Annotated in this window: 12 protein-coding genes; 7 read left to right on the top strand and 5 right to left on the bottom strand. The window is 66.9% G+C overall.

Annotated elements, in window-relative coordinates:
• Positions 1–4 precede the first annotated feature (4 nt).
• Positions 5–1054, top strand: coding sequence for an aldo/keto reductase (locus tag J2X92_RS17120; protein ID WP_307577127.1), 1050 nt, complete (start codon positions 5–7; stop codon positions 1052–1054).
• Here J2X92_RS17120 and bioD read toward each other — a convergent pair.
• The 3 genes from bioD to bioA are packed head-to-tail and all read right to left on the bottom strand — an operon-like array spanning position 1037 to position 4399.
• Positions 1037–1783 (bottom strand): dethiobiotin synthase, encoded by a 747-nt coding sequence (bioD, locus tag J2X92_RS17115; protein ID WP_307577126.1) that lies wholly within the window; start codon positions 1781–1783, stop codon positions 1037–1039. The two genes, J2X92_RS17120 and bioD, sit on opposite strands and share 18 nt — an antisense overlap.
• The gene (bioF, locus tag J2X92_RS17110; protein WP_307577125.1) at positions 1780–3012 is read right to left on the bottom strand and encodes an 8-amino-7-oxononanoate synthase; all 1233 of its coding nucleotides are present in this window, start codon (positions 3010–3012) and stop codon (positions 1780–1782) included. The genes bioD and bioF overlap by 4 nt, the downstream gene beginning before the upstream one ends.
• A complete protein-coding gene (gene bioA, locus J2X92_RS17105) occupies positions 2996–4399 on the bottom strand; it encodes an adenosylmethionine--8-amino-7-oxononanoate transaminase (RefSeq protein ID WP_307577124.1) in 1404 nt (467 codons plus the stop codon). Before bioA ends, bioF begins: the two co-directional genes overlap by 17 nt.
• Positions 4400–4830: 431 nt before the next feature.
• Between bioA and J2X92_RS17100 the strand changes: the two genes are divergently transcribed.
• Together J2X92_RS17100 and J2X92_RS17095 are read left to right on the top strand one after the other, a co-directional pair.
• Positions 4831–5019, top strand: coding sequence for a hypothetical protein (locus J2X92_RS17100; RefSeq protein WP_307577123.1), 189 nt, complete (start codon positions 4831–4833; stop codon positions 5017–5019).
• A 42-nt stretch (positions 5020–5061) separates the two neighbouring features.
• The gene (locus J2X92_RS17095; protein ID WP_307577122.1) at positions 5062–5757 is read left to right on the top strand and encodes a UdgX family uracil-DNA binding protein; all 696 of its coding nucleotides are present in this window, start codon (positions 5062–5064) and stop codon (positions 5755–5757) included.
• Here the strand turns inward: J2X92_RS17095 and J2X92_RS17090 are convergent.
• Both J2X92_RS17090 and J2X92_RS17085 read right to left on the bottom strand, forming a co-directional pair.
• A complete protein-coding gene (locus J2X92_RS17090) occupies positions 5721–6329 on the bottom strand; it encodes an alpha-ketoglutarate-dependent dioxygenase AlkB (protein WP_307577121.1) in 609 nt (202 codons plus the stop codon). The two genes, J2X92_RS17095 and J2X92_RS17090, sit on opposite strands and share 37 nt — an antisense overlap.
• Positions 6316–8661: an ATP-dependent DNA helicase gene (locus J2X92_RS17085; RefSeq protein WP_307577120.1), complete on the bottom strand. Its 2346-nt coding sequence runs from the start codon at positions 8659–8661 to the stop codon at positions 6316–6318. The genes J2X92_RS17090 and J2X92_RS17085 overlap by 14 nt, the downstream gene beginning before the upstream one ends.
• A 130-nt stretch (positions 8662–8791) precedes the next feature.
• Here J2X92_RS17085 and J2X92_RS17080 point away from each other — a divergent pair, with 130 nt between their 5' ends.
• Genes J2X92_RS17080 through J2X92_RS17065 form a run of 4 tightly spaced genes read left to right on the top strand, consistent with a single transcriptional unit; the run spans position 8792 to position 14934 of the window.
• Positions 8792–12271 (top strand): response regulator, encoded by a 3480-nt coding sequence (locus tag J2X92_RS17080; RefSeq protein WP_307577119.1) that lies wholly within the window; start codon positions 8792–8794, stop codon positions 12269–12271.
• Positions 12268–13122: a CheR family methyltransferase gene (locus J2X92_RS17075; protein ID WP_307577118.1), complete on the top strand. Its 855-nt coding sequence runs from the start codon at positions 12268–12270 to the stop codon at positions 13120–13122. The genes J2X92_RS17080 and J2X92_RS17075 overlap by 4 nt, the downstream gene beginning before the upstream one ends.
• Positions 13119–13724: a chemotaxis protein CheB gene (locus tag J2X92_RS17070; protein ID WP_307577117.1), complete on the top strand. Its 606-nt coding sequence runs from the start codon at positions 13119–13121 to the stop codon at positions 13722–13724. Before J2X92_RS17075 ends, J2X92_RS17070 begins: the two co-directional genes overlap by 4 nt.
• Positions 13714–14934, top strand: a complete 1221-nt coding sequence (locus tag J2X92_RS17065; RefSeq protein ID WP_307577116.1) for a hybrid sensor histidine kinase/response regulator — start codon at positions 13714–13716, stop codon at positions 14932–14934. The genes J2X92_RS17070 and J2X92_RS17065 overlap by 11 nt, the downstream gene beginning before the upstream one ends.
• Positions 14935–14963: the final 29 nt, after the last annotated feature.

Genomic DNA, 14963 nt, shown 5'->3' with positions numbered 1-14963 from the left:
CGCGATGCAATACCGCAAATTCGGCCGCACCGGCCTGTTCGTTTCCGAGCTCTGCCTGGGCACCATGACCTTCGGCGGCGCGAGCGGCATCTGGGGGCACATCGGCAACCTCCAGCAGTCCGAGGCTGAAAGCCTGGTAGGCCGTGCGCTGGACGCCGGCATCAACTTCATCGACACGGCCGACGTGTATTCCGAGGGGCTTTCGGAAACCATCACCGGCCAGGCGCTGAAGAACCTCAAGGTGCCGCGCGAGAACGTGGTGGTCGCCACCAAGGTGCTGGGCGAAACCGGCAAGAGCCCCAATTCGGCCGGCGCCTCGCGCTATCACATCATGGAAGGCGTGAAGGCCAGCCTGAGGCGCCTTCAACTCGATCACATCGACCTGTACCAGATCCACGGCTTCGACCCGGTCACACCCATTGAAGAAACCATGCGCGCGCTGGACAACCTGGTGCAGGAGGGCCACGTGCGCTATGTGGGCGTTTCGAACTGGGCCGCCTGGCAGATCATGAAGGCACTGGGCATCGCCGAGCGGCAAGGGCTCGCGCGCTTCGAAGCGCTGCAGGCCTACTACACCATTGCGGGCCGCGACCTGGAGCGCGAATTGGCACCCATGCTGCGGAGCGAGAACGTCGGCCTGATGGTCTGGAGCCCGCTGGCGGGCGGCCTCCTGAGCGGCAAATACGGACGGGACACTGAAGCCGAGAAAGGCAGCCGCCGCACCACCTTCGACTTTCCGCCCGTCAATGTCGAGCGCGCCTACGACTGCATCGATGTGATGCGCCAGCTGGCCGAGACGCGCAAGGTGTCGGTGGCGCAGATCGCGCTCGCGTGGCTGCTGCACCAGCAGGTGGTGACCAGCGTGATCGTCGGCGCCAAGCGCGTCGAGCAGCTGGACGACAACATCGCCGCCACGGCCATCCGGCTCGATGCGGGCGAGCTGGCCGCGCTCGACAAGGTGAGCTCGCTGCCCTCTGAGTACCCCGGCTGGATGCTCGAGCGCCAGAGCGGCGCACGGGCCAAGCGCCTGGCCGAATCAGGCCAGCGCGGCTGAGCGTTGCCGCGCGGCGTGGGCCGCGGTGGCGCGCAATGCGCGCAGATCGAGGTGCGCCGCCGCGCTTGCCGCGGAGGGCTCGGCAAGGTGCGGCACGATGCCTAGCAAGGGCGCACCGAGCCGGCCGCGCAGGGTCTGAAGGTTGGCCTCGGGCGACAGCATGCCCGGCTCGATGACGCTCGCGATCCAACCCGCCACCACGAGGCCGCGCGCCCGGATCGCTTCCGCCGTGAGCAGCGCGTGGTTCAGGCAGCCGAGCCTGAGCCCGACCACGAGGATCACCGGCAGGCCTAGAGCCACGGCCAGGTCGGCGCTGTCGAGGTCGTCGCCGAAGGGCACGCAGAACCCACCCACCCCTTCGACGACCACCGCGTCGGCGCGCTGCGACAAAGATGCGAAGGCCGACAGCAGCGGCTGCAACTCGATGCTTACGCCCTCCTCCCGCGCCGCCAGGTGCGGGGACATCGGCGCGCGCAGCAGATACGGGCAGCGCAAGGCCAACGGAACGTCGACATTGCCGGCCGCACGCAAATGCTCGACGTCTTCGTTGCACCACGCACCATCGACCAGCTCCAGTCCAGCGGCCACCGGCTTCATGCCGACCGCCCGCAGGCCCGAAGCGGCCAGCAAGCTCAGCATCGCACTGCTGGCCAGCGTCTTGCCGACACCCGTGTCGGTGCCCGTGACGAACCAGCGGCGGTGCGTCATTGGTGCATCGTTGGCGCTCATGCGGCCTTCTTCCAGGGCGCTTCCAGCGCATCGCCCAAGGCGTCGAGCAGCCGTGCCACGTCGGCCTCGCTGTGGCTGGCCGACAGCGTGATCCGCAGCCGCGCGGTGCCGGCGGGGACGGTCGGCGGGCGGATCGCACCGACACGCAAACCATGCGCATCGAGCTGTGCCATGGTCTGCATCGCACGCGCGTTGTCGCCGACGATCAGCGGCTGGATCGCGGTGGGCGAATCCGGCAGCCAGGCGCTGCCGTCCGGCGGCAGGATCGCCTCTAGGCCCCGGCGCAGCTGTCCGATGCGGGCCTGCAAATGGGCGCGGCGCACTTTGCCCTCTTCGCCTTCGATCAGCGCGAGGCTTGCGAGCAGCGCATGCGCGATGGCCGGCGGCGCGGCGGTGGTGAATATGTACGGCCGCGCCCGTTGCACGAGGTAGTCGACGACGGTGCGATGCGCCGCCACGAAGGCGCCCGACACCCCGGCCGCCTTGCCGAGCGTGCCGATGAGCACCAGCCGCTCCGATCGCAGGCCCATGGCCTGCAGCACGCCACGGCCCGTGGCGCCGAGCACGCCGAAGCCGTGCGCGTCGTCCAGCACCAGCCAGGCATCGTGCCGCTCCGCCAACGCGAGCAATTCGGCGACCGGCGCGATGTTGCCGTCCATGCTGAAGACCGCATCGCTCACGATCAGCTTGACCGGTGCGTCGCAGGCGCCGAGCTGCGCGTCGAGCGCGGCCACGTCGCAGTGCGGATAGCGCTCGACCCGCGCCTTGGCCAGCCGCGCACCGTCGATCAGCGACGCATGGTTGAGCGACTCGGAAAAGATCACCGCCTCGGCGCCGCCGAGCGCCGAAAGCACCGCGAGGTTGGCCATGTAGCCGGTGCAGAAGAACAGGCTTTGCGCCTCCGGGATATGCGGCCCCATCCAGTCGGCCAGCCGCTCCTCGAGCTCGGCGTGAGCGCGCGAGTGGCCGAGGATCAGGTGCGAACCGCCGCTGCCCGTGCCATAGCGGGCAGCACCTTCGGCCAGCGCGGCCGCGAGCGCAGGATGCGCGGCAAGGCCGAGGTAGTCGTTGCTGCTGAAGCCGAGCATGGTGCGCTGCGCGGTCGCACCGGCCAGCGTCAGGGACTGCTCAGGCGCGCAGGCCGTTTCGGCGATCTGCCGGCGGCGGCGCAGCGACTTGGCGTCGAGAGCCATGATCTCGTCCTGCAAGAGTTCAAGCAAGCGCGGCATCGCGGCCTCCTTCTGCGTGGTCTGCGTGGCTGGGCGCGGCCACCGCTTGTAGCGTGGCCAGCGTGGCGTCGACCAGCAGGTCGATCTCATCGTCGCCGATCACATAGGGCGGCATGAGGTAGACGGTCGCGCCGATCGGACGCATCAGCAATCCGTTCGCGCGTGCAGCCAGGTGAAAGCGCTCGGCAAATCGCGCACCGGGCTCGCGCGCGTCGAAGGCGGTGATCATTCCGCACTGGCGCAGGTGATCGACGGGCATGCCGCGGAGCCCTTCACGCAGCCGGTCGATCAGCCGTTCGGCACGGGCGCGGTTGCGCCGCAGCGCGTCTTCTCGCTCGAACAGGTCGAGCATTGCGATCGCCGCGCGGCAGGCCAGCGCGTTGCCGGTGTAGGAATGGGAATGCAAAAAGCTGCGGGCCACGTCATCATCGACGAAGCCTTCGTAGATCGCGTCGCGCGTCATCACCAGCGCAAGGGGCAGGTAGCCGCCGCTGATGCCCTTGGAGAGACAAAGAAAGTCGGGCCAGATGCCGGCCTGCTCGCACGCGAAGAAAGTGCCGGTGCGACCGCATCCCACTGCGATCTCGTCGGCGATGAGGTGCACCTCGTAGCGGTCGCACAGCGCGCGCACGAGGCGCAGGTATTCGGGGTCGTGCATCGCCATGCCTGTGGCGCATTGCACCAGCGGCTCGACGATCACGGCAGCGATGGAGGCATGCCGCTCGGCCAGCAGCGATTCGAGTTCGGCGGCGGCGCGCCGCGCCACGTCGACTGCGTGCTCGCCCGGCCGTGCGGCTCGTGCATCGGGCGAGGCAACGAGGTGCGCATTCGCGAGCAGCGGCGCATAAGCATCGCGGAACACCGGCACGTCGGTCACATGCAGCGCGCCCAGTGTTTCGCCGTGGTAGCCGCGCCGCACCGCGACAAAACTTTGCTTGCCGCTGCGGCCCGCATTGCGCCACGCATGAAAGCTCATCTTCAGCGCGATCTCCACGGCCGAGGCGCCATCGGAGGCATAGAAGCAATGGCCCAGTGCATGGCCGGTCAGCGCGGCGAGCCGCTCGGCCAGCTCGACGGCCGGCGCATGCGTGCAGCCGGCGAGCATCACGTGCGAGAGTTTGTCGAGCTGGTCCTTCAGCGCCGCGTTGATGGCCGGATGCGCATGGCCGAAAAGATTGACCCACCACGAACTCGTCGCGTCGAGATAGCTGCGGCCATCGTGGTCGAACAGCCAGACGCCCTCGCCCCGCGCGATCGGCAATGGCGGCACCGCTTCCAGACGGATGCTCTGCGTGCACGGATGCCAGACATGGCGCCGGCTGCGCTGCTGCCAGGCGGCGTTTTTCGACGGTGCAGGCGTCGAGGGAGAAGCAATCGTTGGCGGCATCCGCGCATTCCTTTGGGGCAAGGCGCGGGATCGTATCGGGGCGAATTCGGCACGGCAAACGGGTCGGGAGGAAGTGCAAAGCCATGCACTTGAACGACGTTGCGCGGCGAAAACCGCGCGTTCAGATCAACATCGCGTGGCAGGGCCGTCCCGCGTGCAGGGTGCCCTGCCGAAGAGCGCCACAAGTTGTCTTGGCACCGACAAAGATAGCGGTTGAGTGTTGAGTTTTAGCCTCAGTCAGACGCTTTTTCTTGCTATCAGACACATTAATGTCCGATCTGGAACATGGGCAAATACTGGGCTCTTTTTCGTGTCTTCGGCTCGTGGCATGAGGCTTGGACGACGCCTGAGGTGGGCCAAATCCGACACCGGCCGGCGGGCCCGGCGCGGACAAATAAATGTCCATCCATTCTTTTTTGAAGGAGCAGCACATGTCCAAGACGAACCCCAACACGCCCGACGAGCGCGGTTCGTTGCCTCCCCAGCACAACAAGGCCGGCCACCAGAGCCCGACGCCCCGCAACGAACCACGCCGCACCACCGAGAGCCGCCATGACCGCGAGGATCACGTCGGCAGCAGCAACCAGAACCAGGCCCGCCGTGGTGGCGCCAAGCACTGACCTGCGTGCGGCCCGAATGACGCTGGCCGGGGATCGGTTGTCGTGTCCCATCGCAACGAAGCCACCGCCGCGCTCAAAGCCTTGAGCGTGGCCACCGACTCCTGTCGGGAATGCCCCTTGGGCGCCTACGCCACGCAGTCCGTGTTCGGCGAGGGGCCGGTCGGCGCGGTGCTGATGGTGGTGGGCGAGCAGCCGGGCGACAAGGAAGACCTGTTGGGCCGCCCTTTCGTCGGCCCTTCGGGCAAGCTGTTCGACCGCGCCGTAGCCGAGCTCGGCTGGTCACGCGACAAGCTGTATGTGACCAATGCGGTTAAGCATTTCAAATACGAACTGCGCGGCAAGCGCCGCATCCACAAGACCCCTGCCCAACGCGAGGCCGAAGCCTGCCACCACTGGCTCGAAAGCGAAATGGAGCTCGTGCAGCCGCGCGGCTATATCGCATTGGGCGCCACGGCCGCGCGCTCCCTGCTCGGCCGATCGGTCGCGGTGATGAAGGAGCGCGGACAGTGGATCGACGATGAGGCGACCGGCCGCCGCGTGCTGGTCACGCTGCACCCCTCGGCCCTGCTGCGCGGCGACCCCGCGCAAAGGGAGGCGGCGTGGAAGGCCTGGCTCAAGGACCTCTCGGTCGCGTCGAGCCTGATGAAGAAGGCCGCGGTAAAACAGCCGGCCGCGAAGCCTCCCACCAGGCCCGCCGCAGGTCACGCACGCCGACGCGTGCGCATGGTGATGGAGTAACGCAGCGCTTCGGTTGGTGCGATGCTGTGCTGCCACGCCCACCGTGCTTCGCCGCGCAGCATGTAGATGGAGCGCGGCTCGATGAGCAGCTGGAGGCTGGAAGGCGCGGAAGCGCTGGCCGGCGGATAAGGGCGCAGCTGCAGCACGGCGTTGCTGCGCAGCGAAACCCCCACGATGTCTTCGAAATCCGGTACGTCGCGGTGCCAGCCAAGCGGAGTGCCCAGCCTGTATTCGGACAGCAGCACGTGCATGAAGTCTTCGGGCGCCATGCCCATCCACGCGGCCACCCTCGCGCGCAGCGGATGCAGCGCCTCTGGCAGCGGCGCGCCGGGCCGAAGGCGGTGGTTGTCGAAGTCGTAGCTGCCGCCAAAGCTGATGCCGCGGCGCCGTGCGGTGTATTCCTTGTAGCGCATCTCGCGTAGCTGAAAACCTTGCACGATGCGCAGCAATTCGTCTTCTTCTGCGCGCGTAAGAAAGTCACGCTCGTATCGCAGCCCCTCGATCGCGGCCACCGGCGCCTCGCCGAACAGGTCGGGTTCGTCGGCCAACTGAATGTGGCTAGCGGACCGCATCGACGTCTTCTCCTTTCCTGCCCGCGTGCGCCGAGCCGCCCAGGCGGAGCTCCCACCACGGCGGCAGCAACTCGCGGATCTCGGCGCGCGCAAAACGGTCGTCCAGCAGGTGCAGCACGCCCTCGTCCTGCTCGGTGCGGATGACGCGGCCAGCGGCCTGCACCACCTTTTGCAGCCCTGGGTAGAGGTAGGTGTATTCGTAGCCCTTGCCGAATCGCGCCTGCATGCGCTCGCGGGTGATCTCGTTCAGGGCGTTGTGCTGCGGCAGGCCCAGGCTGGCAACGAAGGCGCCGATCAGCCGGCTACCGGGCAGGTCGATGCCTTCGCCGAACGCGCCGCCCAGCACCGCAAAGCCGATGCCGCGGCCGCCCTCCTCGAAGCGCGCGAGAAAGCCGTGGCGATCGGCTTCGGTCATGCCGCGCGTTTGCACCCACACCGGCACGCCGGGATGCTTGGCGTGGAAAGCCGCGCAGGCTTTTTCCAGGTAGTCGAAGCTGCTGAAGAACGCTAGGTAGTTGCCGGGCAGGCGCTCGAACTGGGCCCCGATGATCTCGGCCACGCTGCGAAGCGAGCCCGCGCGATCGCGGAAGCGGGTCGACACGTTCATGGCCACCTCGACCCGCAGCTGCCGGCTCTGGAATGGCGAGGCCACGTCGAGCAGCAGCGTTTCCGGCGGCAGCCCCAGCGCATCGCGGTAAAAGGCGAACGGCGACAAGGTGCCCGAAAAACAGGTGACCGACGCGGCCTCTGCAAAGCGCGGCTCGAGGAATGGCGCGGGCACGAGGTTGCGGATCGAGAGGCTGCGCTGCTGATGGTCGATCGCGGGCCCCAGCGTACGCTCGAACACCGAATGGTCGTCGAAGGAATCGGCCAGCCGGGCGAACTGCAGCGCATCGAAGAAGAAGCGCTGCAGCGGCCCCTGCACCGCGTCGGGCGTGGCCGCAAAGTATTCGCCCATGGCCGTGTTGGCCGCCTGCAGCGTGCGGGCGAAGCGTTCGGGTATTTCATCGGCCGTGTCGTACGGCTCGGTCTGCGATTGCTGCACCGTGTCCCATTCGCGGTACAGCCGCCCGAGCGCGCCGCGCACCGATGCGGGCGCCACGCGGTGGGCTTCTTCCAGTGCCGGGCCGTCGAGCTCGGCGGTGTACATGCCGCGCGCGCGCTCCAGCAGGTTGTGCGCCTCGTCGACCAGCACCGCGGCGCGCCAGTCGGAATCTTTCATGGTGGCGTAGAGAAAGGCGCTGCCGTCGAAGTAGTAGTTGTAGTCACCGACGATCACGTCGGACCAGTGCGCCATTTCCTGCGCCAGGAAATAGGGGCATACGGTGTGCGCCAATGCAATCTGCCGCAGCGCCTGACGGTCGAGCCGGGCTGCGCGCGCGGCCTCTTCGCGTGCGGCGGGCAGGCGGTCGTAGAAGCCCTTGGCCAGCGGACATGAATCGCCGTTGCAGGCGCGGTCGGGGTACTCGCAGACCTTCTCGCGCGCGGTGAGCTCGAGCACGCGCACCGGCGCGCACCCTTCTCCCATCACGCGAAAGGCTTCCAGTGCCACGGCGCGGCCCGAGGTCTTGGCAGTGAGAAAGAAGATCTTGTCGATCTTCCGTGCGGCGCGCGCCTTCAGCAGCGGAAAGATGGTGGCCAGCGTCTTGCCAATGCCGGTGGGCGCCTGCGCCATCAGGCAGCGCCCGTTCGCCGCGGCGCGGTACACGGCCTCGGCGAGTTCGCGCTGGCCGGCGCGGAATGCGCCATGCGGAAATTTCAGGCCAGCCAGCGCGCTGTCCAGCGCGGCATGGTGCGCGGCCTCGCTCTGTGCCCAGTCGCTGTAGCGTTCGCACAAGAGCTCGAAGTGCGCCTGCAGCGCTGCCCGGGTGTGCTGCTCTTCCAACACAGTCTCTTCGCCGGTGCCGAGGTCCAGGTACACCAGCGCCACGGTGATGTGGTCATGGCCGTGCAGTTCGCACAGCATCCAGCCGTAGGTGCGGGCCTGGGCCCAGTGCAGTGCGCGGTGGTTGCCCCGGATGGCGTCGAAGTCGCCGCGAAAGGTTTTGATCTCTTCGACCCGGGGGGCGCGCGGGTCGTACCCGTCGGCGCGGCCGCGCACCTTGAGCGCGCCGCAATGCGAGACCAGCGCCACTTCGCTCTGGTAGCTCTCACCGCGGCGGCCCTGTACGAGCGCGTGGCCGGCCATGCCCTCGAGCGCGCTGGGCGCGGGCACGAAACGCAGGTCGAGGTCGCCCGCCTTGGCACCGAAAGCGCACAGGGCCTTGACGGACACCGTTCGGGCCTCATCGGACGGCGCTGCCTGCGGCTTGGTGGAAAGATCCGTGGTCACTGCAACTGTATAAAACAACAGTATAGCGGCGCGCCGGACTTGGCTGCAAAAGCTGGTCGGGGCGTTCTCCGACACGGTGGGCCGTAGATTTCGGCAAAACTTCAAAAGTTTTGCTTACAAATCCCCGTGAATGAAATCCCCCACCGCCATCGACCCTGATGATTTTGAGCGTCTTCTGAGCCGCAACCTGAAGTGGCCTTTGCTTGGCGGCCTGATCGGCGCGCTGGTGTTCGTGGGGTTGATCGTGTTTCTGCTGTCGGCCATCAGCCGGGTCGAATCCACCGACCGAGTCGTGCGCAACGCGAGCGAATTGCAGCGCCGCACCATCGACATGGAAACCGGCCTGCGCGGCTTCCTCATCACCGGCGAAGAAAGTTTTCTGGAGCCCTACCAGAGCGCCCTGCCGAGGATCAAGGGCGACATCGAGGCGCTCCAAGGGCAGGTCTCCGATAACCGGCAGCAAGGTGAGCGGATCGGACGCATCGCCGCGCTGCAAGCGGAATGGAATGAATTCGCGACCGAGATGATCGCCGCACGGCGCAACGGCGGCGACTACCAGGCGCTGGTGCGGCAGGGCCGCGGCAAGCGGCTGAGCGACGACATGCGCGCCGAGTTCACGGCCTTCATGGACACCGAGCAAGGCCTGCGCTTCCAGCGCAACGAGGAGGCCAACCGCACCAGCTGGCTGGTGGTGGGTGTGTTCATGCTCTTCACGCTGGTGTTCACCGGCATGGTGGCCTACTTCGGCCGGCGGCAGCTCATGCGGCTTTCGGAGAGCTACGACGCAGTGCTGCGGGAGCAGGCCACGCACGCCGAGCGGCTGGCGCAGCAAGCCTGGCTGCGCAGCGCGCAAACCGAACTTGTCGGCGAGCTGGTGGGCGAGCTGAGCGCAAACGACCTGGGCCGCAAGGTGCTCGCGTTCTTCTCGCGGCGCCTGGGCAGCGCCGTGGGCGCGCTGTACGTGCGGGAGCGCCATGGCACGCTGCGCCGTGCCGCGAGCTACGGCTTCTCGATGGAGGCCGAGGCCACGGCGCAGGTGTTTTCGCCCACCCAGAGCCTGGTGGGCCAGGCCGCGGCCGAGCGGCGCCGCATGCTGATCGAGCCCATTCAGGCCGACTACCTGAAGGTCAATTCAGGCCTAGGCGAAATGGCGCCGTCGGCCGTGCTGCTGGTGCCGGTGTCCAGCGACCGCATCGTGAACGGCGTGGTCGAGCTCGGCCTTCCGGGCGTGCCCGATGCGCGGACCAACGAACTGCTCGACCTGGTGGCCGAGGACATCGGCGCTTCGCTCGCAGCGGCACGCTACCGCGAACAGCTGCAGGACGCGCTGGCCGAAACGCAGCAGCTCAACGAGGAACTTCAGGTGCAGCAGGAAGAACTGCGCACCGCCAACGAGGAACTCGAAGAGCAGTCGCGCGCGCTGCGCGCCTCGCAAGCCATGCTGGAGAACCAGCAGGCCGAACTGGAGCAGACCAACAGCCAGCTCTCCGAGCGCACCGAGGCCTTGGACCAGCGCAATGCCGCCTTGCGCCGCGTGCAGCGCGACCTCGAAGACCGCGCCGACGAATTGCAGCGCGCCAGCCGCTACAAGTCGGAGTTTCTGGCCAACATGTCGCACGAGCTGCGCACCCCGCTCAACAGCGCGCTCATCCTGGCCAAGCTGCTCGGCGACAACGCGCAGGGCAACCTGAGCCCCGAACAGGTGAAGTTTGCGAAGGCCATCTACGCGTCGGGCAACGACCTCTTGGTGCTCATCAATGACATCCTGGACATCTCGAAGGTCGAGGCGGGCAAGCTCGAAGTGGTGATCGAAGACGTGGTGCTCGACAAGCTCGCGCGCAGCCTGGAGAGCACCTTCAGCCCGATGGCCGCGGAGAAGCGCCTGAGCTTCAAGCTCACCATGCATCCGGACGTGCCTGCATCGCTGGTGACCGACCGGCATCGGGTCGAGCAGATCCTGAAGAACCTGCTCTCCAACGCACTCAAGTTCACCGACAGCGGCGAGGTAGCGCTGGTGGTTTCGGCCGCACCCGACGGCGGCGCGGTGTTCGCGGTTTCCGATTCGGGCATTGGCATTGCGCCGGAACAGCAGCAGCTCATCTTCGAAGCCTTTCACCAGGCCGACGGCACCACCAGCCGGCGCTATGGCGGCACCGGCCTGGGCCTCTCGATCTCGCGCGACCTCACCCGCCTTCTGGGCGGCACGCTATCGGTGCAGAGCCAGCCCGGCCAGGGCAGCACCTTCACGCTGCAGCTGCCTGCGGTGGCGCCGCAAGCATTGCAGCGTACGCCGCCCGCTGCTTCCGCAAAGCCTGCGCCCGTCCTGCCGCCCGTGCCGCAGGCTGCTCTGGCCGCGCCTGCGCCGCCGGCCGTGGTGCCTGCGCCGCAGTTTTCCGACGATCGCGCGATGCCGCGCGATCAGGTGCGGCGGGTGCTGGTGATCGAGGACGAGCCGCAGTTCGCACATATCCTCTATGACCTGGCGCACGAACTCGGCTACCGCTGCCTGGTGGCGCACGGTGCGGCCGACGGCTTCGATCTGGCGCAGCAGTTCCTGCCCGATGCCATCCTGCTGGACATGCGCCTGCCCGACAGCACCGGCCTCGACCTGCTGCAGCGCCTGAAGGATTCGCCGCAGACGCGCCACATTCCGATCCACGTAGTGTCGGCCGCCGACAACGCGCAGGCCGCCGCGCTGCACATGGGCGCGATCGGCTATGCGCAGAAGCCCGCCACGCGCGCCGAACTGATGCAGGTGTTCGCCCGGCTGGAGGAAAAACTCACGCAGAAAGTCAAGACCGTGCTGCTGGTCGAGGACGATGCGCTGCAGCGCGAAAGCGTGATCCGTTTGATCGGCGACGAAGACATCGAGATCATTGCCGTGGGCTCGGGCGAAGATGCGCTCGACCTGCTGCGAAGGCGCGTCTTCGACTGCATGATCACCGACCTGCACCTGCCCGACATGCAGGGCGGCGAGTTGCTCAAGCGCATGGCGGCCGAAGAGATCGTTTCGTTTCCGCCCGTCATCGTCTACACCGGGCGCAACCTCACGCGCGACGAGGAGGCCGAGCTGCAACGCTATTCGCGTTCCATCATCATCAAGGGCGCGCGCTCGCCGGAGCGGCTGCTCGACGAGGTGACCTTGTTCCTGCACAAGGTGGAGGCCGAGCTTTCCAGCGAGCGCCAGGGCATGCTGAAGGCCGCGCGCGGGCGCGACCGCATCTTCGAGGGCCGCACCATCCTGCTGGTGGACGACGACGTGCGAAACATCTTCGCGCTGACCAGCGCGCTGGAGCAGCGCGGCGCAGCGGTCGAGATCGGCCGCAACGGCCGCGAGGCGCTCGAAAAGCTCGAGCAGGTGCCCGAGATCGACCTGGTGCTGATGGACGTGATGATGCCGGAGATGGACGGCCTGGAGGCCACGCGCCGGCTGCGTGCCGACAGGCGCTTCGAGAAGCTTCCCGTGATCGCCATCACCGCCAAGGCCATGAAGGACGACCGCGAGCAATGCCTGGCCGCGGGCGCGAGCGACTACCTGGCAAAGCCTGTGGATTTGGAGCGCCTGTTCTCGCTTCTGCGCGTGTGGATGCCGAAAATGGAGCGGCTGTGAACCGCATTGCCACGCCCTCTCCCGTGCCCTCTCCGCTCAGCAACACGGAGATCGAACTGCGCCTGCTGATGGAGGCGATCTACCTCAAGTACAGCTACGACTTCCGCAACTACACGCTGGCTTCGCAAAAGCGCCGCGTGCTGCATGCGCTGGCGCAGCTCGGGCTTCCGAGCATCTCCGCCCTGCAGGAAAAAGTGCTGCGCGACCCGGGGCTCTTCGGCCGGCTGCTGCAATATCTGACGATTCCGGTGAGCGAGATGTTCCGCGACCCGGCTTACTTTCTGGCACTGCGCCAGCACGTGGTGCCGATCCTGCACACCTATCCTTCGGTGAAGGTGTGGGTCGCGGGCTGCAGCACCGGCGAGGAGGTGTTTTCGCTCGCCATTCTGCTGCGGGAGGAAGGCCTGCTTTCGCGCACGCAGATCTATGCGACCGACATCAATCCAGACTCGCTCGAGAAGGCGCGACAAGGCATCTTTCCCATCGAGTCGATTCGCGGCTACACGGCCAACTACCAGCGCGCCGGCGGCCGGAGTTCGTTCTCCGATTACTACACCGCCGCCTACGAAGCCGCGCGCTTTGACCCCTCGCTGTGCGCCGACGTGATTTTTGCCGACCACAGCCTGGCCACCGATAGCGTGTTTGCCGAAACGCAGCTCGTGTCGTGCCGCAACGTGCTCATCTATTTCAACCGCGAGCTGCAAGACCGTGCGCTGGGCCTGTTTCACGAGTCGCTGTGCCACCGCGGATTTCTGGGCCTTGGTGCCAAGGAGAGCATCGATTTCTCGAGCTATTCGGAACGTTTCGACGCGCACGCGAAGCCGGAGCGCATCTACCGCAAGGCCACATGAAGACGGACGTCACGCCATTTCCTGTGAGGCGCATCGAGGCCGCGGTGCTCGGCGCCTCCGCCGGCGGCATCGATGCGCTGCTGCGGATGCTGCACGACCTTCCGCTGCCCTGGCATCTTCCGCTGGTGGTGGTCCTGCACCTGCCCGAAGGGCATGAGAGCCACCTGGCCGAAATCTTTGCCGAGCGCCTTCAAGTGCCGGTGCACGAGGCCGCTGACAAGATGCCGCTCGCGGCCGGCCATGTGTACTTTGCGCCGCCCGGCTACCATCTGTCGATCGAGCGCAACCGCCGCTTCTCGCTCAGCTGCGAGCCGCCGGTGCGCTTTTCGCGGCCGTCGATCGATGTATTGATGGCCTCCGCGGCCGATGCCTACGGGCCGGCGCTGGCCGGCATTCTGCTCACCGGCGCCAACGACGATGGCGCCGAGGGCCTGCAGCGCATTCATCTGGCCGGTGGCATCACCGCCGTCCAGGACCCCAACGAAGCCCAGATTTCCATCATGCCCGAAGCGGCCATTGCCTTGCACTCTCCCGACCACGTGCTTCCCTTGCGCGAGCTTCGCGCCCTGCTCTTGCAACTGGAGTCTGCCCATGTCCATTGACGTCGAAAGCAAGCTGCTGATCGTCGATGACCTGCCCGAAAACCTTCTGGCGCTGGAGGCCCTGATCCGCGGACCCGATCGCGCGGTGTACCGCGCGACTTCGGCCGAAGAGGCCCTGGCGCTGCTGCTCGACCACGAATTTGCGCTGGCCATTCTCGATGTGCAGATGCCTGGCATGAACGGTTTCGAACTGGCCGAGTTGATGCGCGGCACCGAGCGCACACGGCACATCCCGATCATCTTCGTGAGCGCAGCGGGCCGTGAACTCAACTATGCGTTCCGGGGCTACGAGAGCGGCGCCGTCGACTTTTTGCACAAGCCGCTCGACCCGCATGCGGTCACCAGCAAGGTCAACGTGTTCGTCGACCTGCATCGCCACCGCAAGGCGCTTGACCAGGAGATGGAAAAACTCGCGGCTGCCCACCAGAAACAGGAAGAGCTGGTGGAGCAGCTGCGGCACACGCAGCGCAAGCTCGAACACGCGGTGCGCATGCGCGACGATTTCATGTCGATGGTTTCGCACGAGCTGCGCACGCCGCTCAACACGCTGTATCTCGAAACGCAGCTGCGGCAGCTGCATGTGTCCAAAGGCAGGCTGGAGTCCTTTGCGGCGGAACGCTTGCCCGCAATGATCGAACGCGACCAGCGGCAGATTCGCAACATGGTGCGGCTGATCGACGACATGCTCGACGTGACGCGCATGCGGCGCGATGCGCTGTCGATCCAGCCCCAGCCGGTCGACCTTGCCGCGCTCGCGCGCACCGTGGTGGAGGGCCTGCGGCACCAGGCAGAGGCCGCGGGCTCCGAGATTGCGCTCGAGGCGCCGGGCGAACTGCGGGGCGTGTGGGACGAATTCCGCATCGAACAGGTGCTGACCAACCTGCTGACCAATGCGCTGCGCTACGGCCGCGGCAAACCGGTGGAGATGATGCTGAGCAAGGCCGGCGACACCGCGCGCATCACGGTGCGCGACCAGGGCATCGGCATTGCACCGGAAGACCAGGAACGCATCTTCGAGCAGTTCGAACGCACCGACGACAGCCGCAAGCACGCCTCGGGGCTGGGCCTCGGGCTCTACATCACGCGCAAGATCGTGGGCCTGCACCACGGGCGCATCGAGGTGGAGAGCACGCCCGGCCACGGTGCCCTGTTCAAGGTCGAGCTGCCGCTGCAGGCCGAGGCAAAGACTGCGACGCAAGCGCGGACGTAGGCGCCCTCCTACTGCGTGGGGGTCGGTGG

It is taken from the genome of Variovorax paradoxus (genome assembly GCF_030811855.1).
GTDB lineage: Bacteria > Pseudomonadota > Gammaproteobacteria > Burkholderiales > Burkholderiaceae_C > Variovorax > Variovorax paradoxus_L.
This window is presented reverse-complemented; position numbering and strand designations above follow the sequence as displayed.

Bases quoted from the DNA above. Each gene is read 5' to 3' on its own strand.
- J2X92_RS17120 (WP_307577127.1), top strand. From the start codon at position 5: ATGCAATACCGCAAATTCGGCCGCACCGGCCTGTTCGTTTCCGAGCTC.
- bioD (WP_307577126.1), bottom strand. From the start codon at position 1,783: ATGAGCGCCAACGATGCACCAATGACGCACCGCCGCTGGTTCGTCACG.
- bioF (WP_307577125.1), bottom strand. From the start codon at position 3,012: ATGCCGCGCTTGCTTGAACTCTTGCAGGACGAGATCATGGCTCTCGAC.
- bioA (WP_307577124.1), bottom strand. From the start codon at position 4,399: ATGCCGCCAACGATTGCTTCTCCCTCGACGCCTGCACCGTCGAAAAAC.
- J2X92_RS17100 (WP_307577123.1), top strand. From the start codon at position 4,831: ATGTCCAAGACGAACCCCAACACGCCCGACGAGCGCGGTTCGTTGCCT.
- J2X92_RS17090 (WP_307577121.1), bottom strand. From the start codon at position 6,329: ATGCGGTCCGCTAGCCACATTCAGTTGGCCGACGAACCCGACCTGTTC.
- J2X92_RS17080 (WP_307577119.1), top strand. From the start codon at position 8,792: ATGAAATCCCCCACCGCCATCGACCCTGATGATTTTGAGCGTCTTCTG.
- J2X92_RS17070 (WP_307577117.1), top strand. From the start codon at position 13,119: ATGAAGACGGACGTCACGCCATTTCCTGTGAGGCGCATCGAGGCCGCG.
- J2X92_RS17065 (WP_307577116.1), top strand. From the start codon at position 13,714: ATGTCCATTGACGTCGAAAGCAAGCTGCTGATCGTCGATGACCTGCCC.